The sequence below is a fragment of the Gilliamella sp. Pra-s60 genome (assembly GCF_009795755.1).
Classification (GTDB): domain Bacteria; phylum Pseudomonadota; class Gammaproteobacteria; order Enterobacterales; family Orbaceae; genus Gilliamella.
Window position 1 is genome coordinate 1 of record NZ_WTFA01000019.1, and the last position, 23170, is coordinate 23170.

The window sequence follows — 23170 nt, forward strand, 5'->3', positions numbered from 1 at the left end:
GTAAGGGCTTCTTAACTCAATCAACGAGTCCATCATCTTACGACAGGAACTTTCCAACGACTGGTGCAGATGGCTTGTATTTTGACTTGGAGATTCCTACTGGTATTGACGGAAGTCAGTTAAGTTGGACAGTTAACACAGGAGGTAGTATAAGCGCAACAGTGAGTTGGACAAGGCCGCGTACAGATTCACACCCAGACCCATTATATGGAACTACCATACAAAACGATAAATGGATTAGTGATAAATCCAAAAATGTAACACGGGTAACGTTGCATGGTCCAAGGGCAAGTAGTAGTCAAATAAGCTCAAGTAATCCACGTTCACTAACACGTCCATCTTTGCCACAGACCTTCGAGTTGGTGGGTAGGGATAGTAGTGGTAATGAGATTCGTTACGGCTTTGTGTTAAAGCAGTGGTTTGTCAATCGTGGTTATATACAGGATAGCCCTTCAGCTCAAACAGCATGGTGTAATCGTTTGGGTTATCGGATGCCTAGGGTAAGGGATTTAACCAATGCGGTCAGAACATATAATCCTCCTATTTCAGGCGCAGCCCCTAGTTCATCTCGTAATAATTATATACGTCACATAGGAGCAGGATTTTTCACGGAGTGGGGACGCATGAGCTTCTACGCTAATAATGCGGGCTTCGACTACAGCTACTGGACGAGCGACGTAGCGGGTAGCGAACAGTTCCATGTCGGCTCGGGCCCCGGCGCCATCTACAGCGACCCTGCCAGCCGCAGCTATTTCGCTGTTTGCACCGCACCTTAGTTCTTAGCGTTTAGTTCTTAATCCTTAGGGCACGGAAGAGGGTTATGGTGCCTGAGAGGACAATATAACAAAGAATCAAGCCCCCGCGTAAGTTGGGGCGTTTCCCTTAGGGTTGCGCTGTGGCGCTTTAAAGCGGTAGTCTATTTTTAGTACGGCAAGGTTTCGGACGTTTTGACTTTTTGCGAATAAAATAGCCACAGTGACCACGTCCGAGCAAAGGGAATTAAAGCGAATTCCCTTTGCAATCCCACGCTTTGGCTACAGAATGTGGCCTTCGGCAATACTCGTATCATCCTGATACTCGCCTCTACGAGGCCATCTTAGCTATGCTCAGATGTTCAAATTTGTTCCAGACAAATTTGTCCGACGCCGTAACAAGACAACAACATAACCTTAAGTGGCTTTTATGAGTCACTTTTTTATAAAAAACAACGCAAAAACCCTTCAAAAAGTGGTCAGGAAAGGTATTGATTTTATTGAAGTTTTTATTTGACTCTTTTTAAGCAAATCAACCACTTGCATAACTAGCGTTAAACACCAACAACTAATAAACCACAAAACCAATAAAAGCACACTCAGGATAACAGCATTTAACGGCAAAAAATCAGTCAGGAAAGGTATTGATTTTATTAAAGTTTTCATTTAACTCTTTTCAAGCAAAATCAACCACTTGCATAACTAGCGTTAAACACCAACAACTAACAAACCACAAAATCAATAAAAGCACACTCTGGATAACTGCATTTTACAGCAAAAAAACGGTCAGGAAAGGTACTGATTTTATTGAAGTTTTTTGAGGCGTTTTTATCAAACAAAAACAACCTCCAAAAAACAGTTAAGGTTATGTTGTTGTCTTATTCCGGCGTCAGAATGTGCCGACAACAGAGCGAGGTTAGCACGCCAAACAGGACGTTTGGCGAGGCTATGCTTCGCCGGGAGCGAATCATAGCCGGTGCGTTAAGACCGAGCGACGGCGTCGGGCAGCCGAAGGCCACATTCTGTAGCCTTGCGAGGGGTTTTTAGGGGATTTCGCAAAAAATCCCCTAAATCGGACGTGGTCACTGTGGCTATTTTATTCGCAAAAAGTCAAAACGTCCGAAATCACCGCACCAAACTCATTCTATGCACTAACAAAAAAACTAATTTTCCACTCAAAAATCAGTCAGGAAAGGTATTGATTTTATTAAAGTTTTTTCTATCCGTTTTTTTGAATATAAACCTCTCCAAACCCTTTTTTATACTAACACTCAAACCTTACCTAAATTTTTAATATTGCTAAATATCTTCTGTTGAAAGCAACGCTTTCTTCTTTTTTGTGAATGAAATAAAACACAACAACGAAGCAAATGTCATAACCGAAACAGTCCCCCAGACTATACTCCATCCATAACAATGAATAATGTAAGCAATGATAAGTGGTGTTAAAAATGAAGTGATAAATACAGTAGTGCCAATCATGCCTAGTGCCGTTCCTACCCGTTCAATACCCGCTTTTACAGCCGCTTCAGTGTAAGCAATACCATGCCATGCATGCCCAAATAAACCAGTAAGCACAAGAAAGGTAATGCCCATATAAGTGTTATTAACGACTAAGCACAGCACTAAAGAAGTTATCCCTCCTAATATGGCGTAGTACTTTAATAAGGAGATTCGGTTATTTTTTTTGTCAGTATAGTAACCAGACCAGATTCGCAGCATTCCACCCCCTATTTGCACGCCAATAAGAATAATTGATATTGATGCTAAACTGATGTTTAAAATATCTTGCATATAAATACTACCAAATGTCAGCACTGACATTTGAGGGACAGTTAGAAAACCTGCTACTATAACAATTCGCCATACTTCAATATTTTTTAATGGTGAAGATATTACGTTTTTTGATTGGTTTGTATGCTTCAACTCGCTATGTTTGGTATTGATAAATAATGCAACCACAACACCAACACTTGCGCCTGTAATAGCTAATACAATAAACATTAGTTCGAAACCATATGAATACGCTAGCCAAGGAAGTAATCCTGTACCAATCGCACCACCAACAGGAATAGCGGTTTGACGAATACTCATAGCAAAACCGCGCTCTTTATTACTAAACCATGACATTATCGTTCTGCCTGATGATGAATTAATGCTACCACTAAAAAAGCCTGCTATTGCTAAGGCAAATCCTAATTGTAAATATTGAATGTTGCCAACCGATACTTCAGGTGTTAGTAGTATGGCTATTAAGGCATAGACTATTGATGATGATAATAGTCCTAGAATTAATACGCGCTTGTCCCCCAGTTTGTCAGTCAAGATCCCCCAGATTATTTCTGAAGCGGCTACCCCTAATCCCATTGAACCTAAAACAAAGCCAAGTTCGTACAATGAAAAATGATAAGCGTCTCGCATTAAAATTCCTGTAATTGGAATACCTGCAAACCCCATCGCAAATGTTGCTTGTGCAAGAACACCAATGCCAAGCACAAACCAACGATAGTTGCTTTTTTCATTCATTTTTATTTTCCTTATTTTATTTTTTTACATACTAATTGGTATGTATTTTGTTTATGGTATTCTTATTTTTAGTATAAGTAAATTTTAATAAATTGTTTTTTTATAATTACATATAAATTAAAATTATTTTAGTTAGGGAATAAAGTGCTTTTGTGTTACCGTACCAGTTGGTATTTTTTATTAATCTAATTGGAGGTAATAATGACTAATGTAGCAATTAATGGCTTTGGCCGTATCGGACGTAGTTTTATACGCACATTACAAACATGTTCAGACGATATTAACATTGTAGCGATCAATGATCTGGGTTCAATTGAACAACTTGCTCATCTTTTAAAATATGACACCGCTTTTGGGCGTTTTGCTAAAAGTGTTGATGTAAAGAGCGGTTGTTTAATTATTGGTGATCAAAAAATTGCTGTATATCAAGAACGTAATCCTGAAAATCTACCATGGACTAAACACCAAGTTGATGTGGTACTAGAATCAACGGGTGTTTTTAATGATGGTAAAAAAGCACAAGCTCATCTTAACGCTGGCGCTAAAAAAGTACTTATTTCTGCACCAGCAAAAAACGTCGATTTGACTATTGTTCAGGGAGTGAATGAGCACTTGTATAATAAAGATGTGCACCATATTATTTCTAATGCTTCGTGTACCACTAATTGTTTAGCTCCTTTAGTAAAAGTGTTACATGATAATTTTGGCATTAAATCTGGTTTTATGACGACTATTCATGCTTATACACAAGATCAGCATCTTCAAGATGCTCCCCATCGTGATATGAGACGAGCACGTTGTGCTGCTCAAAATATTGTGCCAACTTCAACGGGGGCTGCGCAGTCAATTGGACTTGTTATTCCTGAATTAAAAGGAAAACTGGATGGTGGTTCGGTGCGTGTGCCTGTCATTACTGGCTCTATGATAGATCTCACATTAAATCTAGAGAAAGAAGTGACAGTACAATTAGTAAATGATACGATCAAAAAGGTCGTAAGCTCGAAAAAAATGGCGGGTATTCTTGCCTATACAGAAGATGAGATTGTTTCTTCTGATGTGATTTGTAATCCTGCTTCTTCTATTTTTGATGCAAAGCTAACGAAAGTGATGAATGGTACTTTACTCAAAGTTGTCAGTTGGTACGATAATGAATGGGGCTTTTCGAGCCGTTTAGTGGATACCATTTTACAAATCAAATAATCAATTAATTAAACATACCATCTATTGATGGTGTGTTGAGTTATAGGACATGAATAACGAACAAAAAACCAAACAAAACTCCAGAGAAAAGCTCATTATTGCTATGGCTGATCTTTTATTAGAAAAAGGTCTTGCTAACACAAGCCCCAAAGATATTTTGGAACGGTCAGGCGTTGGACAAGGTAGTCTTTATCACCATTTTAATGGTAAAGAGGATTTAGCTTTGTATGCCATAACTTACAATGTAAAGCAGTTAATAAGCATTAATGATTCGGTACTAAATATTGATACCAATGCCTATAATAAACTGTCAAATTTGCTATTAAAACCGCGTAATATAGAACGAGGTTGTTTAGTTGGTCAAATGGCACGAGATCGGTCTATTATGACAAATCCTCATTTAGCGGCAGAAGTTACCCGCGGATTTTTAACAATGAAACAAACGTTAGAAAATCTTATAAGAATGGGAATTTCTGATGGTAGTATTTCTAATATTCTTGCCCCCTTAGAGGCGGTAACACTTATCATATCCACTTTGCAAGGCGCTTATATTTCTGCAAAAGGTTTACAAGATGAGTCTTATTTTTATCTAACCATTAATTCATTATTGAAAATATTCACACCAAAAACATAGCGCAATTTATATTGACTGCATAGGTAAATTTTAGATTACCTACGCAGTACCGAATAAAAACAGTATTTATTACCTTTTTACTATTTTAAAATGGACATAAACCATTCCACGGTTTTGGGATCTTGATGCGAGAAGAATAAGCTATTGCCCGTATCCAAAGCCGCTATACTTGCCATTTCTTGATTTGAAAGCGAGAAGTTTAATACGTCAAAATTTTCTATCATTCGTTCTTTTTGAGTCGATTTTGGAATGACCACAATTCCATTTTGAATCAAAAAGCGTAATGCAACTTGAGCAACCGACTTTTGGTGTTTTTTGCCGATTTCAATAAGCTCAGAGTTTTGAAAGAAGTTGTTTTTGCCCTCGGCAAAGGGAGCCCATGAGACAATTTGTATATTTAGTTTTTGCATTACTTCGCGGGCAACTTTTTGTTGTTGAAAGACATGAGTTTCAATTTGGTTGACAGCAGGTTTTATGCGCACAAAATGTTCTAAATCAATGAGGCGATCTGGATAAAAGTTACTGACACCGATTGCTTTAGCTTTGCCTTGTTCGTAAGCGTCTTCCATTGCACGATAAGTGCCATAGTAATCGTTAAATGGTTGATGAATTAGGAGTAAATCAATATAGTCGGTTTTTAATTTGCGTAATGATTCATCGATCGATTGTTTGGCTTTTTCGTAGCCAGCATTAGTGATCCATATTTTGGTGGTAATAAACAACTCTTGACGAGGGATGCCACATTTGATGATGGCATTGCCAACTTGTTCTTCATTACCATAAGCTTGTGCGGTATCAATGGCACGATAACCGACACTAATGGCATCTAATACACATTGCTCACATGCTTCTGGAGGAATTTGGTAGACGCCATAACCAAGAATGGGCATTTTTATGCCATTATTTAATGTGATATTTTCCAAACTACTTCTCCTTTTTTAATGAGTAATCATTGAAGATGATTTTTGATAAACGATGGTGCAAGTACAACGGATCACTTCGCTAAATCAAAAATCCCCGCAATAACTTGCCGACTATAAACATCACTCATTTGCCAATCAATCGCATTTTGCGCTGCGTTATCAATCACCCGTTTTAAGTCATGCTCATTTATATTAAGTTGCCCAAGCGTGGTTGGTGTGCCGATTTTGTTAAACCAAGCTCTTAATGCTTCAATACCTTGTTCAGCCGTTGATAAACCAAAAATCTCTTTAGCAAAACGTTGGAACTGTTTGGGGTTACGGTTGTGATACCATGTCATCCAAGCAGGCATAACTACCGATAATCCCGCACCATGAGGGACATCACAAATGGCGCTCATAGCGTGTTCAATCATATGGTTTGGGTAGCTAAATCCTGCGGTACCGACATAAGTTATGCCATTTAAAGCTAATGTTGCAGCCCAAGCAAATTCACCACGCGCCTCTAAATCCATTGGATCTTGTAGTAACTGTTCAGTTGTGCGCATGACGGTTTTTATGTTGGCTTCGATTTGTAAATTAATTAGTTCGGGTTGCACAGTTGCGGTGAAGTATCCCTCAATAGAATGCGCAATAATGTCAGCGGTAGAATAGACTAGATAATCACGGCTGATGGTAGTTTGTAATTTAGGATTAATCACTGACACTTTCGGAAACAAACTAAAACCATGAATTGGATATTTTTGTTTTGTATCTTCGTTGGTGATAACGCCGCCATTGTTCATTTCGCTACCGGTTGCTGCGAGTGTCATGACATCAAAAATATTAAGCGCTTTGGTTACTTGGGTTCCAGTAAAAAAATCCCAAACATCGCCATCGTACAAACTACCAGCTGCGATCGCTTTTGCGCTATCTAAGCACGATCCACCACCAATGCTAAGTACACTATCAGCACCAAATTGTTTAGCTATTGCAATCCCTTCACGAACTTTGCTTAAAACAGGGTTGCTTTTTATTTTACTGCATTCGGTAAATTCAATGCTGTTTTCGCGTAGGCTGGCTGTGATATCATTAAATAAACCAGACTTTTTAATGCGATCACTGCCAAAGAGGATAACGACTTTTTTTGCGCCAAACGCTTTCATATAGCGCCCTATGTTTTTTTCTTTATCAATACCAAACTCTATACGCGTTGGATTTTGAAAACTGAATTCATGCATGATTTATTCCTTTAGATAATATAATGTTCATTCAAAATTAATTGTTGTTATCCCACCAATATTTTGCTGTGGCGCCACCATCGATTAATATGTCACTGCCTGTTATATAGGCCCCTTTATCTGACATAATAAATTCGGCAAGATTAGCGATTTCGTCAGGTGTACCACCTCGGCCAGCGGGAAGTTGTCTTAGCATATTGCGATAAAAGTCCTTGCGTTCACCATTAAGTTCGTCATTTGCTAATGGTGTGTGGATAATGCCTGCGCTAATACAGTTTATTCTGGCACCACGATGCCCCCATTTAACCGCTTCCACTTGCACTTTTATAGCGTTGCCACGCTTGGCCAGTTGATAAGCTTTTAAGGTATCGTTAACGTTTTTTATAAATGGTAAATCAAGCAAAGATTCTGTTGGGGTTAAGGCTAGGGATTGGGTTTGTTCTTGTGTTAGTGGTGCTAAGCGGTGCGAAGATTGCGAACCAATGACTAACGCTGAAGATCCTTTTGCCATAACAGGGCCAAAAGCGTCTAATAATAGCGCATTACCGTATAAGTCAACGTTGAATATTTGGGCTACAGATGCTTGCGATGGTGATACCCCAGCCGTATTCACTAAGCCCATTATTTTGCCTAATTTTGTGGCTGTTTCGACTAATTTGTTGACCGATTGTGGGTTTGATACATCGCAAGCTGTGGTGTGCACATTAAACCCGGCATTGCGTAGTTGTTGAGCTTGATGTTCGGCATGTTCTGGGTTTTTGTCGGCTAATAGAAGTTGTTTGCCTATTGCTATGCGTCTGACGATCGCAATGCCTATCGCTCCTGATCCGCATAATACAATCACGTCTTTTATCATGATCTCCCCCTTAATTTTGTGGGTTATTTATTGTGGATGTAATTAGTTGCTATTTTAACGAGGGCTTTTATTGAGATAAATAGGGGCTTGTTTTATAGTGTAGTGAATTAAATTCACGAATAGGGACTGATTATGTATAACCTAAATGAGTTGAATTACTTTATTACCGTGGCGCAGACGTCTAGCTTTGTTAAAGCTGGGCAATTGTTGGGAGTGACTTCATCAGCACTGAGTCATAGTATGCGAAACCTAGAAACTCGGTTAAATCTGCGTTTATTTAATCGCACCACGCGTAATGTCTCACTGACCGAAGCAGGTGAACAGCTATATCGGCAAATTTCGCCGTTATTTGATTCTATTCATCAAGAAGTCGATGCGTTAAGTCATTTTGTTAATACGCCATCAGGAACAATTCGAATTAATGCCCCAAGCATTGCGGTTGAACAGATCATCTATCCTAAATTACGCGACTTTTTGCCCCGTTATCCACAAATTAAAATTGAAATTCAAGCCGATAATAGCTGGGCGGATATTGTTAAACAGGGCTTTGATATGGGATGTCGTTTAGGGAGCGATATCGCTAAAGAGATGATCGCCGTAAAAATATCCCCGCCATTAAAAATGGCCTTAGTCGCTAGCCCCCATTATTTGCAGGAAGAGTCTGAACCAACATCCGTTAACGATCTGGATAATCACCGTTTAATTGGTATGCGAATATCTTCGGAGCATGGTACCGAATTGCCGTGGGAATTTTTACAAGCAGGCAAAATGGTTAAATACCATCCGCACTCGCAATTTATGATTAATAACCATTTACGCAAGCAAGCTGCATTAGATGGTTTAGGTATTACTTGGCTTGCTGATTCTAGTGTTGAGCAAGAATTGGCATCGGGTCAATTAATTGAGTTGTTGGCCGATTTTGCGATTACTTATGATTCATTTTACCTTTACTACCCAAGTCGCAAAGGACATTCGAATGTTTTTAAGTTGATTGTTGACGCGTTAAAGCATTAGTCATAAACCTCTAAATTGTTAAATATAAATTGCAGTTTTGCATAAATTTGGTGCAAATTGAACCATTGAGTATGGTTATTCGTTTATTATGTCTCAATGATAGACAATTATAATTATTTTTAATTAGTATTTTTACTTGAAAACAGTAATTATAGCGCCTTTTGTCAATTACAATTTTACACTATGGCATAGTACTTGCATTATTTTTAACTAAACGTTGTTGAAAACAGCATGATTAACGTTCACTAATAGGGTAGTTGTATTGATAATTATAGAAATAAATTAAGAGGAGACATGCATATGGAAAATCATAGCAGTAGTACCGTTGCTTTTGTTAAAAATCGGCGTGCTTCATTAATTAGTGCTATTTTTTTAATGGCAACATCGGCAATTGGTCCAGGATTTATTACTCAAACCGCTACGTTTACCGTTACGCTTGGTACTGCCTTTGGCTTTGGTATTTTAGCTTCTATTATTATCGATTTTGTTGTTCAGCAAAATATTTGGCGAGTGGTTGCGTTAACTAAAATGAATTCGTCTGATATTGCCAATGCCACAATTCCATTTAGTGGTTATGTGCTTGCAGTGCTAATTATATTTGGTGGGTTAGTGTTTAATATTGGTAATATTGCCGGTGCAGGATTAGGTTTAAATGCGTTGGTTGGGCTTGATTCTAAATGGGGTGGGGCAATTAGTGCATTTTTAGCGGTTTATATCTTTTCATCGCGTAAAGCTAGCAATTTTATTGATCGTTTAATGATTGGTTTTGGTTTGCTAATGATTGTTTTAACGTTATTTGTGGTGTTTGCATCTCACCCTCCAGTTGGTGAAGCGTTAAAAGAGACCGTTTTCCCGAGTGATATTAACTTTGCTTCAATCACAACTATTGTTGGTGGAACCGTTGGGGGATATATTTCTTATGCTGGCGCTCACCGTTTACTTGATAAAGGTATGGTTGGTGTAGAGCATATTGATTATGTTTCGGGGGCGGCAACTAAAGGGATTGTGGTTGTTGGTTTAATGCGTTACATTCTATTTTTAGCGATTTTAGGTGTCGTGGCAAGTGGTGTGACAATTGATATTTCAAGCTATGCAGCCAACCCTGCATCGCAAGCGTTTCAGGTTGCTTTAGGCGAGTTTGGATTACGTCTTTTTGGTTTGATTTTATGGGCGGCAGCCATAACCAGTGTGATTGGAGCCGCTTATACTTCAATGACTTTTATTACACCTTTTAAACGAACAATTACAGATAGACAACGCCAATTTGCCACCATTATCTTTATTGCTGTTTCGCTTGTGATCTATTTAGCTATGGGGACAGCACCAGCATCATTACTTGTTTTTGCCGGTGGCTTTAATGGTTTAGTGTTACCGCTTGGTTTGACCATTTTTGTGTATATTGGTTGGCGGCGAGCTGATCTTATGTCTGGATATCATTATCCAAGATGGTTATTACTTTCAGGTGTCGTTGTGTGCGCAATTACTTGGTATATGGGCATAATGTCGGTTGCGACTATTTTTAACTATTTAAAATAGAGGACAATATGACAATCACCAAATGTATTGATTTAAACAGTGACCTTGGCGAAAGCTTTGGTCAATGGCAAATGGGTAATGACGAGGCAATGCTAAAAGTTGTTAGCAGTGCCAATGTCGCTTGCGGATTTCATGCAGGTTCACCAGCAGGTATTTTAAAAACATTGAAAGCGGCCAAAGCCAATAATGTGGAAGTGGGTGCTCATGTTGGCTACCCTGATTTAGTAGGGTTTGGTCGCCGTAATATGGATATAGCAACTGATGAATTAACCGCTGATGTGATTTATCAAATTGGCGCACTTAAAGGATTAGCCACATCAATCGGCACCAAAATAAGTTATGTTAAGCCACATGGTGCATTATATAACACCATTGCGCATGATAAACGTCAGGCAATGGCGGTGATCGATGCGCTTTGTGCGGTTGATTCCACATTGACTTTGGTTGCTCTTGCAGGCTCAAAATTGATTGAATGGGCTAAAGAAAGTGGCTTGAGCGTCGTTGCCGAAGCGTTTGCTGATAGAGCATATCATGCCGATGGCACATTAGTTTCGCGTAAAGAAGCCGGTGCTGTATTGCACGATCCTGATTTGGTTGCCGAGCGAATGTTGCAATTAGTTAATGACGGTGGCGTGATGTCTATCGAAGGGCAATTTGTGCGTATTGAGGCAGAATCAATTTGTGTCCATGGCGATAGCGCTGGTGCTTTAGCAATGGCACAAAAAGTTCGACAAAAACTACAACAAAATGGCATTCATATTGCCTCGTTTACTAAAAGTAATAATAACTAAATTAGTTAATGTTTTGAAAAATTTAATTAAATTAATAAGAAAATAAAAATATGATTAAACAAAACAATATAAAATATGTGTTGTTAGTGATTGGATATTGATCATATTTCGAGGTACTTAATGCGATTTTTACCCGTTAATATCGATGCGTTTATCGTAGAATTAAACAGCCTTGAGCAAACCATGGCGCTTACAGATGTGCTTCAAGGTGTTATTGCTGAGTGGCATATCAATGAAATAATCCCAGCGGCACGAACCCTATTAATCCGTTATAACCCCATTGTGACCGATGCTAATATACTTGCAAAGCAAATTGCTCAATTAGATATTTCGGCAAACGTTATGCAATCTGGCGAATTGGTAACAATACCGGTTCGCTATAATGGCGAAGATTTACCTCAAGTGGCAGATTATCTTGGCATAACAGTTGCCGAAGTGATTACCAGGCACACCAATAACGAGTATCAAGTGGCTTTTTGTGGCTTTGCTCCGGGGTTTGCTTATATGGTATCCAAAACGGTTCAACTTAATGTACCACGCCGACAATCTCCACGCGTTCGCATTCCAGCAGGATCGGTTGCTTTAGCAGGGGAATTTAGTAGTGTTTACCCACAATCAAGCCCAGGTGGTTGGCAACTTATTGGTATTACCGATACCGCCGTTTGGGACATCTATCGTGATGAGCCAGCGCTGTTCAAACCCGGCACGCGGGTTCATTTTATTGATATGAGCCAATCGAAAACAACTTATCATTTACCTGCTCATTTATCAGTTTCTAAAAAACAAGATAACACTGTTGAGCCGCAACAAGATATAACCGTATTAACGACAGGACTACAAACATTGTTCCAAGATAATGGTCGAATTGGTCAGGCAGCGTTAGGTATTTCTGAATCGGGAGCGATGGATAAAAGCGCATTACACAGCGCTAACCGTATATTAGGTAATTCAATTAATGAACCGGCGTTAGAAATTACTCAAGGTGGTTTTAGCGCACAAATAAACCGTTCAATGCTAGTTACAATAACAGGAGCTGTATGTGATATCACCATTACCACCGCCCAAGGCGAAACCTATACTTCGCCCATGTATCAGCCAATTCAATTAGAAGTAGGCGATATTATCCGCTTAAGTAATGTAAAATGTGGCATTCGTAGTTATTTAGCGGTGCGTGGTGGTTTTCAAGTATCGCCAATTTTAACCAGTTGTGCGTTTGATACGCTTGCACAAGTAGGTCCATTGCCACTAAAAGCAGGGCAAACATTGGCAATAAAGCAAACAAACACATTAAAACCAGTTTTATTAACCGAAACCCCTACTATCAATTACCCAACTAGCCAAGATGTGGTCGTCTTAGATATTGTGCTTGGACCGCGTACCGATTGGTTTACTCAGCAAGCGATAGAACTTCTTACTTCACAGTTATGGCAAGTAACGCCAGCGTCTAATCGTATTGGATTACGCTTATCTGGTGAACAACCATTAACTCGTGAAAAATACCAAGAATTACCAAGTGAAGGGACTTGCATTGGAGCAATTCAAATTCCTGCTAATGGACAACCTGTGTTATTTTTGAATGATCATCCTTTAACGGGTGGTTATCCTGTTATTGGCGCAGTCTGTAATTATCATTTAGATTTGGCAGGTCAAATTCCAGTCAATGCCAAAATAAAATTTAATCCGATAGGGATATTTAAAGAATTTTAAGGGAGTGATGTTGATCATGTCTAAAAATAATCAAACAATAACGCATAAAGTATTAATTGCTAACCGTGGCGAAATTGCCGTACGCATTGTGCGTGCCTGTCGTGATATGGGTTTTTTGTCTATTGCGATTTATGCTGATGCCGATATTAACGCACTTCACGTACAAATGGCCGATGAAGCTTATGGACTAGCAGGTAATATACCAAGTGAAACGTATTTAGATATTGATAAAATTATCGCTATAGCTAAAAAATCAGGAGCAACGATGGTTCACCCTGGTTATGGTTTTTTATCTGAACGTGTTGAATTTGCAAAAGCGGTGCAAGATGCAGGGTTAATTTGGGTTGGCCCCACCCCCGAAACGATCGAAATATTAGGCGATAAAGTCAAAGCAAGGCAGCTTGCATTACAGGTAGGTGCCCCTTTGGTTGTAGGAACAAAAGAACCTGCTAAAAATGCTAAAGAAGCCGTCGAATTTGCTCATGCCCATGGCTTGCCTATTGCTATAAAAGCCGCATTTGGTGGCGGTGGTCGAGGCTTAAAAGTTGCTTGGCAAATAGACGAAGTGGAAGAGCTTTACCATTCCGCCGTGCGTGAAGCAACTGCTGCTTTTGGGCGTGGAGAGTGCTTTTTAGAACAATTTTTACATAACCCTAGACATGTCGAAGCACAAATTATTGCCGACAAATTAGGGCATATTGTTGTGGTTGGTACACGCGATTGCTCACTGCAACGACGTAATCAAAAATTAATTGAAGAATCACCCGCTCCTTTTATTAGCGAACAATTAACTGAACAAATAACCCAAGCATCAATAGCCATTTGTGCTAAAGCAAATTATGTTGGTGTCGGGACGGTTGAATTTTTACTCAGCCAAGATGGTAAATTATCATTTTTAGAAGTCAACACACGGTTACAAGTAGAACATCCCGTAACAGAAGAAACAACAGGCATTGATCTTGTTGTTGAACAACTGCGTATTGCCCAAGGTTTGCCATTAAGCATTAATGAAACGCCAAAACCTAAAGCCCACGCTATTGAGTTTCGTATCAATGCCGAAGACGCCGCTAATGGTTTTTTACCTGCGGCAGGCACCATTACGCGCTTTGATGTACCATTAGGTGTTGGTGTTCGTGTAGACAGTGGCGTCACGGAGGGCTCAACGATTCCTGCCACGTTTGATTCACTAATGGCAAAATTGATTGTGGTTGGTCATAATCGACAACAAGCCATTGCTAGGGCTCGCCGAGCGTTAGCAGAATTTACAATTGAAGGGGTGGCAAGTGTTTTACCATTTGATCGTGCTGTGATTGAACATCCTGATTTTTGTGATGATTTTAATGTACATACTCGTTGGATCGAAACTGAATTAAATGCCACAATCACACCCACAAAAAGGCAAATTCCTGCCAAAGAAGAAGCATTAATAAAAACCGTTATCGAAATTGACGGCAAACGCTGTAAACTGGGCTTACCTGCAAACCTATTTGCTGGATTGGCTATGCAAACCGAAGCAAACGTTACCTCATCGACTTCAACTTCTGCTAATGACATACTATCCGATTCGATTGTACCATCGCCTGTATCTGGCAACCTTTTCAAATGGCTTATTGATGATAAGCAAAATGTAAACGAAGGTGATGCCATTGGCATTATGGAAGCCATGAAAATGGAAGTACAAATTATTGCACATCGCAGTGGCACAGTAACCAAAACGGTTCAAGAAGGCGATTATGTGAATGCAGGCGATGCCGTTGCTGAAATTAACTAGCCCCTGATTAGCTTCAGTTAATCCCAATTGGGGTATATCTACAGCCTAATAGTTAAGCTTTAATAACTAGTATTATATAAAGTGATAATACTAGTTTTTTTGTTTATGTTTAGCCATTTTTTGATAGTAAATGGCTAAATGATATCTTAGATATTGTTAAATTTATATCATCAAAATAGGCAAATAGATTGGGAATATTTATTTAATAAGTGAGGTTTAAATATTATAATCAACAAATCGATTTATCACTATTTTAATCTTCAATCTAATAAGGAATAGCCATGTCATTTAATGCCATTCTCCTCGAAAAAGAAGCCACAACGGGTTTTGCGAGCTCGCTAAAAAGCGTCAGTAAACAACAACTCTTAGCGCAACAAGGTGACACGTTAATTCAGGTTGCTTATTCAAGCATCAACTATAAAGATGCACTAGCCTTAACCAACAAAAGCCCTGTAGTTAGGCAATGGCCAATGGTGCCGGGGATTGATGGTGTTGGGTGTGTGGTTGAATGTGCTAGTGGGCGTTACCAAAAAGGTGAACAGGTGATTTTAAACGGTTGGGGCTGTGGTGAAACGCATTGGGGATGTTTGTCACAATATGCCTATTTAAAATCGGATTGGCTGATTCCACTACCTAACAATCTAACGCCTTATCAAGCCATGGTCATTGGCACAGCAGGTTATACAGCTGCGTTATGTGTTGAGCGAATTGTCGATTTTGGCATAAAACCCCACCATGGCATGGTGCTTGTGACTGGAGCAAGTGGGGGAGTGGGATCGGTTGCGATCAGTTTACTGGCCAGATTAGGTTATCAAGTTACAGCATCGACTAGTAAAATCGATGAAGCACATTATCTACAAAAACTCGGTGCAGTTAATGTTATTGATAGCCAAACGTTAAAAGAAGCAGGCAAACCATTACAAAAAGAACAGTGGTCAGCGGTTGTTGATGCGGTTGGTTCGCACACTTTAGCCAATGCTTGCGCTCAAACTCAATATGGCGGTATTGTCGCTTGTTGTGGACTTGCTCAAGGAATGGACTTACCAGCAACAGTTGCGCCATTTATTTTACGAGGAGTAACTTTGGCAGGCGTGGATAGCGTCATGGCAAGCTATGATAAACGTGTGTCAGCATGGCAGTTATTATCCCAACAGCTTGATGCGCAAACTTTAGCAAATATTGGTCAAACAGTTACTCTAAATGAATGTGTTGAAGTCGCAAACAACATGATTGCAGGGCAAATAAAAGGCCGTTATGTGGTTGATGTAAACAAATAACAAAGCCCGTCGCTAAACAGAGCTATTTTATATAAATATGTACAAAAAAGGTTCAGGAAAGGTATTGATTTTATTGAAGTTTTTTGTTTAATTTTTGTTCAAAAAGCCTTTGCCAAAGTCTAAATTTTTATTTCCATTATCTAAGTCATTATTCGTTTTTGTTTCATTATTGCTATTGCTGTATTCGCGCAGTTCGCAAGTGTTGTCAGAGAAAGTATCACTGTCTACCCATGGTTTACCTCTGTATTTGACGTCTAATGGTGGAATAACTACTATCATGACGCCGTCACCTGATAATGTAGGTATGACACGAATAAAGTTAACAGAACCTAGGGCAAGTAGTGACCAAATAAAAATATTTAACCCTAATTCACTTAGCTAGCCATCGTTACCGAAAACTTCTTGATTTGTATGTAATGTTATATAATCTAGAAAAAATAACGATAAAATAACTTCCTAATACTTTTTAGGGAGTCAATTATTAGGATATAGGATTTAGTATATGAATATTTTCAACGTAAAGAATTTATTAATTATCAGTATTGGCATACTATTAATAATTATTCTTTGCTTGTTTGTAAAAAATCCTGAAAATGAAAAGGTCAATAGCTTAATAACAGATATTGATAGTTTGATAGACAAAAAAAACAGTCAACAAGTTAATTCAAGATATAAATTATTTTTCAATTATCTAAAGCAACAAGAAACTGACTATTCAATTAAAGATAATCACATTTATATTAGTGATGATTTATACATAGATGATGATGAAGCCAAATTTATCTTACCAAATAATTTATCGATAGAAGGTGATTTATATTTAAATAATGACTATATAAGGGAATTACCCAATAATTTATCTGTTAAGGGTGATTTAATTTTATATAAAACTAAAATAAACCAATTACCTGAAGATTTACATGCAAGCTCAATTAGTTTACCTGTGGAGCAGTTTAATAATATAGCTTATCGTCAAGAAGTGGGTAGTGATGACATTACATTATTTGCTGTATTTATTGACAATGAAATAAAAATATCAGTACCAGCATGGCGATTTTTAGGTAATCTTAACACATTTGACGCAAAAGTTGATGAAGAATACTCACAAGCTACTGAAGATGAATATCAGTTAGAAATAGAAAAATATAAGCAGGCGGCCCAAGAATGTGTTAATGACTTGATTGAGATGAGAAAAAACCAAGCCAATCTACTAATTGTTCAAGAGCAGTACAAAGATTTTTTTAAATTCTTAGATTATGAAAAGATCGAATATTCATTTAAGAATAATAATATTATTATTGATGACATATTTAAAATTAGGGATAGCTCTATTCAATTACCTGATAATTTATCCATAAGCGCTGACTTTAAATGTGATGGCAGTAAAGTAACCCAACTACCTCAACTCCCCTATAATTTATCGATTGGTGGTGAGTTTGAAATTCTTTCTTGCGGTATTTTAACGGAGTTGCCTAATCGTTTATTTGTTGACTATTTAAATTTAGGGGATAGCTTTATAACTCAATTACCTGATGATTTATCTGTGAATTATCTATTTTTGAGAGACAGCTTTATATCTCAATTACCTAATAACCTTTCTGTTGGTCAGCATTTAGACTTAAGAGGCACACCAATAACTCGATTACCAGATAATTTAAAGGTAGGGAAATCGCTCATTTTAGATGTAAGAAGAATTCGTAATATTGCTTATCGTGAATATATTGGCGAAGATCGAATTACATTATTTTCTGTATTTGTTAATGGAGAAATACAAATATCGGTACCTAGCTGGAAATTTTTAGGGAACCTTAAATCCTTTGAAAGAAAAATAGATGCAAACTATCAAGGTGTGACTGCTCAGCAATACAAACAAGCCGCAAAAGAGTGTGTTGACGAATTAATCGAGATGAGAAAAAACAATGTAGTAAATAACAATGTAGTAAATAACAACGTAGTAAATAACAACCAAATAACTACTAGTGACGTTGAAAATCCAAAAGCAAAAAACACAATAAAAGAGGCGATTACGCTATCTTCTACACTAGCTAAAAGTAGACAAGAAGATCAAGCATTTTTTAATAAACTACATAAATATCCATTGTTAGAAACAGATCGATTTATTTATATTAATTATAGCTGGAGCGATGAATGGATAGATTCTCGGAGAACGCCAATAACCAAAATTTCTAATAGACTATTTATAAAAGGAAGTATGGATCTAAGTGAGACCATGTTAACTAGACTTCCTAATAAATTATATGTAAAAGGTCTTTTAAATATTAGTGACACGGTGATAAGTGAATTACCTGATGGAATATATGTAAACAGGTTAAATGCTAGCAATACCCGCATTACTAAATTGCCAGATAACTTCTATGTATATGGTGATTTGTACTTCAACAATACCCCAATAACTGAACTACCAAGTAATTTATTACTTAAGGGTGATATGGATTTATCTGATACGCCTATCACCAAACTGCCTGACAATTTATCAGTAGGTGGAAATTTGAAATTAAATAACACCAATATAACCACATTACCCGAGAATTTATCAGTGGGTAAAGGTTTGGATTTGGATGTTCAAAAGATAACTAATATTGTTTATCGTGAACATGTTGGTGAAGATGACATTAAGCTGTTTTCTGTATTTAATAATGGGGAAATACAGATATCGGTACCTAGCTGGAAATTTTTAGGCAACCTTAAATCATTTGAATCAAAAATAGATAAAAATTTTTCTGAGGTAGTAGCAAAACAATACAAACAAGTCGCACAAGACTGTATTGATGAATTAGCTAAGCGCAGAAATACTAATCGATCCATATAAAAGGATTTGCAATATGAAAATATTAAATAAAATTAATATAAGAACTTTTGCTACTGGATTGATGTTAAGTTTGTTTTCCTGTTTGGTTATCGCAAATGTTGAAAATGAAACGAGAACCAATCCTATTGAACTTCTGTATGAAAAACATGGAGAGTTTTTTGATTATTTAGATTATAAAAAAATTGATTACTCAATTAAGGATAATTCTATATTTGTTTACGATTCTTTAAATTTGGACAATGAAGATATCTTTTCATTACCCGATAATTTATTTATTAGTGGTAAATTAGATATCAACCCATGTTTTATCAAATTTCTACCAAATAACTTATCTGTAAGCGGCGATTTGAATTTATGTGATAACCTTAAAAGAGGTATAGTGTCGGCAACTAATTTATCTGTTGGTGGTAATTTAGATTTGAGTTTTGGTAAAGTAAATGAATTGCCTGACAATCTATTTGTTGGCGGAGATTTAGGTTTAAGACGTAATAATCTGCATGAAATACCCAATAACTTGTCTGTGAAAGGAGATTTGGATTTATCTGAGAATCCGCTTAATTATTTACCTGACAATTTTTATGTAGGTGGAAATCTTCATTTATTTGCCAACAATCTAGAAAAATTACCTAATAATTTAATGGTTGGTGGTCATTTGGATGTACCGCTTGGCATAGAAGAAATCCCAAATGATTTATTTTTGAATGGCGAACTATATTTATTGGGTTCAAGCGTAAATAAATTACCAGAAGGCCTTTCAGTTAAAAAAAATTTGGTTTTATCTCGTCGTATAACTGAATTGCCAGAACATTTATCAGTTGGTGGTGATTTAAATTTGAGTTTTGGTAAAGTAAATAAATTACCTGACAATTTATTTATTGGTGGAACTTTGGAATTGGCTGACTCAGGTATCATTGAATTACCCAATAATTTTGCTTTAGATGGCAATTTATATTTGAATGATAGCAACATTACTCAATTACCTGATAATTTATCATTGAAAGGGAATTTAACCTTATATAAAGGAAAATTAACTAAGTTACCTGATAATTTGACGGTGGGTGGTTATATTTATTTAAGAAATATCCAAATTGCCGCGTTGCCTGCTCATTTATCTGTAGCAGGTGATTTGTATTTATATGAAACTCAAATAACCGAGCTACCTAATAATCTATCATTAAATAGCGGGCTTTATTTATATAAATCACCCATAACTAAATTACCTGATAACCTATCTGTAGCGGGTGATTTATCTTTGCATGAAACCCAAATTACAGAAATTCCTAATGATTTGTCAGTAGGTGGAAAATTAGATTTAGATGTAAAAAGCATCAAAAATATTGTCTATCGAGAATCTGTTGGAGCGCATAAGGTTACCTTATTTTCAGTATTTGTTAATAACGAAATACAAATATCCATACCTGAATGGGATTTTTTAGGTAATTTTGACTTATTTGAAACAAGAATAGATAAAAACCTTCCCAAGGCAGAGGCAAAACAATACAAACAAGTCGCAAAAGAATGTGTTGATGAGTTAATAAAAATCCGAAATAGTAATCAGAACTGAATAACTGCATGAAGATGCTCTTATTGTAGCATCAAATAGACACAGATCAGATTCTGTAGTCTTACAAAGAGGAGGGGGATTTTGCTCAAAATTTCCTAACTTCGATGTAGCCACTGTAATTATTTTATTTATCAAAAACAAAAAAGGGATTATTTTTTACAAAAAATTGTTCAAGAAAGGTATTGATTTTATTGACGTTTTTTATTTAATTATTTTTAATAAAAACAATTAGTTACATACCATGTTAAAAGTTTCTTAGAACTTAACAACGAAAAACTAAGCTAACTATAAATAAAATATTACAATTCTTTAAAAAAAAAGTGGTGATTTAATCTTTAACAAACTATATGCTTTAAATACTTTATAAAAACTCACTAAAACAAGTGATTTTTTATAAAAACCAAATAAAACAATAAGTTAATTGATGGAACAAATATTATGTGTTATCATGTTAATGAAAGACAGCTAGCAACTAGCAACCGCACGGCATTGGAAGCCCTATTTCTAAATCTTATTCAATATCTTGGTAGTCAAAAACAGACACCAGACTTGTTTTCATCATCAAATCCTGTGGAATCGCCGAATATATCGATGGCTTTGTCACCAAGGTCAAGGTCTTTACCTTTCTTATCTGGGTTATTTAAGCTATCTAGATGGCTTAAATTACCTAAGTCCGTGTTGGTCTTTGCACCGTTGTTGTTATTGTCGTATACACAGGCAACACAAGCCTTAACGGCAAGTACAGCTAATACCATTGAGGGCAGTGCGCCGTATTTAACGTATGATGGTGGGCAGACTAGGATTACAACCTCCGACATGTTACTTAGTATTAAGTTACCAGATGGTACAATAATTACTCCATTAACAAATACTTCAACTATTACAGATCCGATAATATTACCAAGTGGCAGTTCTTTTAATGATATAGGTATGCTGCTCCCGCCATCGCGGGGCTCAGCGTCGCTATATGACATCACTCGTTCTTCGTATCACTATTGGGGAGATGATGATGGCGATGGAGATAGATATATTGGTACAGGAGGGGAGTTATCGGCGGTTTTTACTGATAAAAATAACCGTCGTGTATTTCGTGATCATCCATTAGATATGTGTTTATCGCCTTATAAGATAGTATTTAGTAATACAAATGCCTATCTTTCTACACAATTTGGTATTCCCAATACAACTTCTTTCAGTGAAGGTTCGGTGGAATATTATGTCAGAACGGAATCGTCTATAGGTGTTTGTTCAGTAAGCCCCAGTCTTGAGTATGGTTCATACAGCTATGCAGGTCCTGCTAACATATGGGATCCTAATAAAGGTTTTTTTCTGCAGTCTGTAAGTCCGTCTTCTTACGACCTTAATTTCCCTACTACGGGGGCTGATGGTTTATATTTTGATTTAGATATTGGTGGATTTGATGCAAGTCTGTTAACTTGGTCTCCGGTTACTCATAGTGGCATAACGGCAACGGTAAGTAGGGTAAAGCCAAACTCAGGAACATTCACAACCCCTGACGGAAGAAGTAAACGAGCTGATAGCTGGATTTCAGATAAATCAAGATATGTAACGCGAGTAACGTTAAACGGCCCTAAAGCGGATAGTAGTCAGATAAGTGCAAGTAATCCTAGTCCACTGAGTGTGCCAACCTTACCGCAGACTTTTGAGTTACAAGGAAAGGATAGTAGCGGTAGAGTAATAGTGAAATATGGATTTAAGCTGAAACAGTGGTTTGTTAATCGTGGTGCTGAAAAGGCTATTTCATCTAATCAGGAAACATGGTGCAGTAGTTTGGGTTATCGTATTATTAACATAAAAGACGTCACTAACGCAAAATGCGGAATACAGAGATCTTGGTTTCCATGTGTTGGGGATATAGATGGTGCCACGCCATTGTCAAATGGTGATTATTTCCAGCGACAAATAGGAGCCGGTTTTTTTTCTGAGTGGAGCGAACCGTCTGATTACAAGACAGCGAGCTTTGTCGAAGGTCCCTATTGGACGAATGAGGCTGCTAATAGTCGCGATAATTTCTTTGTTAACTCGCACGGTAGCTCTGTGTTTTATGGTACAGCTTCTTACTATAAGAAGTATGGCCTTTGCACTACACCTTAGTTTTTAGCATTTAGTTCTTAATCCTAAGGGCGTGGGAGCTAGATAGGATAATATAGACAAAAATCAAGCCCCGCGTAAGTTGGGGCTTTCCATTAGGGGGTACTGTTGTGGACAAAGCCACAAGCGCGCCGCCGACGCTGAAAGTGTCGATGGCAGTTTTAGTGGATTACGTTGTGGCGGTTTAAAGCGGTGGTCTATTTTTAGTACGGCAAGGTTTCGGGCGTTTAGGCTTTTGTTAAAAAAATACTAAATAAAAACTTTAATAAAATCAATACCTTTCCTGACAGATTTTTTATTAAAATAATGTCTTTTTTGTTAGTGCATAGAATGGGTTAGGTGCAGTGGTTTCGGACGTTTTAGCTTTGGATGATAAAAATAGCTACAGTGACAACGTCCGAGCAAAGGGAATTAAAGCGAATTCCCTTTGCAAACCCACGCTTTGGCTACAGAATGTGGC

The 23170-nt window shown here is 37.5% G+C and carries 17 protein-coding genes; 13 read left to right on the forward strand and 4 right to left on the reverse strand.

Annotated elements, in window-relative coordinates; translation table 11 throughout:
• Positions 1-776, forward strand: a 776-nt coding sequence (locus GQ596_RS10010; RefSeq protein WP_160401568.1) for a hypothetical protein, incomplete at its 5' end; no start/stop codon positions are given.
• A 1275-nt stretch (positions 777-2051) separates the two neighbouring features.
• Here the strand turns inward: GQ596_RS10010 and GQ596_RS10015 are convergent.
• On the reverse strand, positions 2052-3278 hold the full coding sequence (locus GQ596_RS10015; RefSeq protein ID WP_160401569.1) for an MFS transporter: 1227 nt from the start codon (positions 3276-3278) through the stop codon (positions 2052-2054).
• A 198-nt stretch (positions 3279-3476) separates the two neighbouring features.
• Between GQ596_RS10015 and gap the strand changes: the two genes are divergently transcribed.
• Together gap and GQ596_RS10025 are read left to right on the forward strand one after the other, a co-directional pair.
• Positions 3477-4478, forward strand: coding sequence for a type I glyceraldehyde-3-phosphate dehydrogenase (gene gap / locus GQ596_RS10020; RefSeq protein WP_160401594.1), 1002 nt, complete (start codon positions 3477-3479; stop codon positions 4476-4478).
• A 49-nt stretch (positions 4479-4527) separates the two neighbouring features.
• Positions 4528-5112, forward strand: a complete 585-nt coding sequence (locus GQ596_RS10025) for a TetR/AcrR family transcriptional regulator (protein WP_160401571.1) — start codon at positions 4528-4530, stop codon at positions 5110-5112.
• A gap of 80 nt (positions 5113-5192) precedes the next feature.
• Here the strand turns inward: GQ596_RS10025 and GQ596_RS10030 are convergent, their stop codons facing one another.
• The 3 genes from GQ596_RS10030 to GQ596_RS10040 all read right to left on the reverse strand — a co-directional run bounded on the left by GQ596_RS10030 (position 5193) and on the right by GQ596_RS10040 (position 8105).
• A complete protein-coding gene (locus tag GQ596_RS10030) occupies positions 5193-6035 on the reverse strand; it encodes an aldo/keto reductase (protein ID WP_160401573.1) in 843 nt (280 codons plus the stop codon).
• Between the two features lie 71 nt (positions 6036-6106).
• The gene (locus GQ596_RS10035) at positions 6107-7252 is read right to left on the reverse strand and encodes an iron-containing alcohol dehydrogenase (RefSeq protein WP_160401575.1); all 1146 of its coding nucleotides are present in this window, start codon (positions 7250-7252) and stop codon (positions 6107-6109) included.
• A gap of 37 nt (positions 7253-7289) precedes the next feature.
• A complete protein-coding gene (locus GQ596_RS10040) occupies positions 7290-8105 on the reverse strand; it encodes an SDR family oxidoreductase (RefSeq protein WP_160401596.1) in 816 nt (271 codons plus the stop codon).
• Between the two features lie 135 nt (positions 8106-8240).
• Between GQ596_RS10040 and GQ596_RS10045 the strand changes: the two genes are divergently transcribed.
• The 10 genes from GQ596_RS10045 (at position 8241) to GQ596_RS10090 (ending at position 22713) form a co-directional block, all read left to right on the forward strand.
• Positions 8241-9122: a LysR family transcriptional regulator gene (locus GQ596_RS10045; RefSeq protein WP_160401576.1), complete on the forward strand. Its 882-nt coding sequence runs from the start codon at positions 8241-8243 to the stop codon at positions 9120-9122.
• A 300-nt stretch (positions 9123-9422) separates the two neighbouring features.
• Entirely contained in the window at positions 9423-10658 is a 1236-nt protein-coding gene (locus tag GQ596_RS10050) for an NRAMP family divalent metal transporter (RefSeq protein ID WP_160401578.1), read from the forward strand.
• A gap of 14 nt (positions 10659-10672) precedes the next feature.
• Complete coding sequence (locus tag GQ596_RS10055) at positions 10673-11449, forward strand: 5-oxoprolinase subunit PxpA (RefSeq protein ID WP_160401598.1); 777 nt, start codon at positions 10673-10675, stop codon at positions 11447-11449.
• Positions 11450-11569: 120 nt separating this feature from the next.
• Positions 11570-13156: an urea amidolyase family protein gene (locus tag GQ596_RS10060; RefSeq protein ID WP_160401580.1), complete on the forward strand. Its 1587-nt coding sequence runs from the start codon at positions 11570-11572 to the stop codon at positions 13154-13156.
• Between the two features lie 16 nt (positions 13157-13172).
• Positions 13173-14927 carry a biotin carboxylase N-terminal domain-containing protein gene (locus GQ596_RS10065; RefSeq protein WP_202113793.1) on the forward strand — a complete coding sequence of 585 codons (1755 nt, stop codon included), beginning with the start codon at positions 13173-13175 and terminating at the stop codon, positions 14925-14927.
• 281 nt (positions 14928-15208) lie between these two features.
• Positions 15209-16204, forward strand: a complete 996-nt coding sequence (locus GQ596_RS10070; protein WP_160401584.1) for an MDR family oxidoreductase — start codon at positions 15209-15211, stop codon at positions 16202-16204.
• A gap of 199 nt (positions 16205-16403) precedes the next feature.
• Positions 16404-16586 (forward strand): hypothetical protein, encoded by a 183-nt coding sequence (locus GQ596_RS10075; RefSeq protein WP_160401586.1) that lies wholly within the window; start codon positions 16404-16406, stop codon positions 16584-16586.
• Positions 16587-16706: 120 nt separating this feature from the next.
• Complete coding sequence (locus GQ596_RS10080; protein ID WP_160401588.1) at positions 16707-19034, forward strand: hypothetical protein; 2328 nt, start codon at positions 16707-16709, stop codon at positions 19032-19034.
• 13 nt (positions 19035-19047) lie between these two features.
• Positions 19048-20598 carry a hypothetical protein gene (locus tag GQ596_RS10085; protein ID WP_160401590.1) on the forward strand — a complete coding sequence of 517 codons (1551 nt, stop codon included), beginning with the start codon at positions 19048-19050 and terminating at the stop codon, positions 20596-20598.
• A gap of 438 nt (positions 20599-21036) precedes the next feature.
• Positions 21037-22713 carry a hypothetical protein gene (locus tag GQ596_RS10090; RefSeq protein ID WP_160401592.1) on the forward strand — a complete coding sequence of 559 codons (1677 nt, stop codon included), beginning with the start codon at positions 21037-21039 and terminating at the stop codon, positions 22711-22713.
• The last annotated feature ends 457 nt before the right edge of the window (positions 22714-23170 follow it).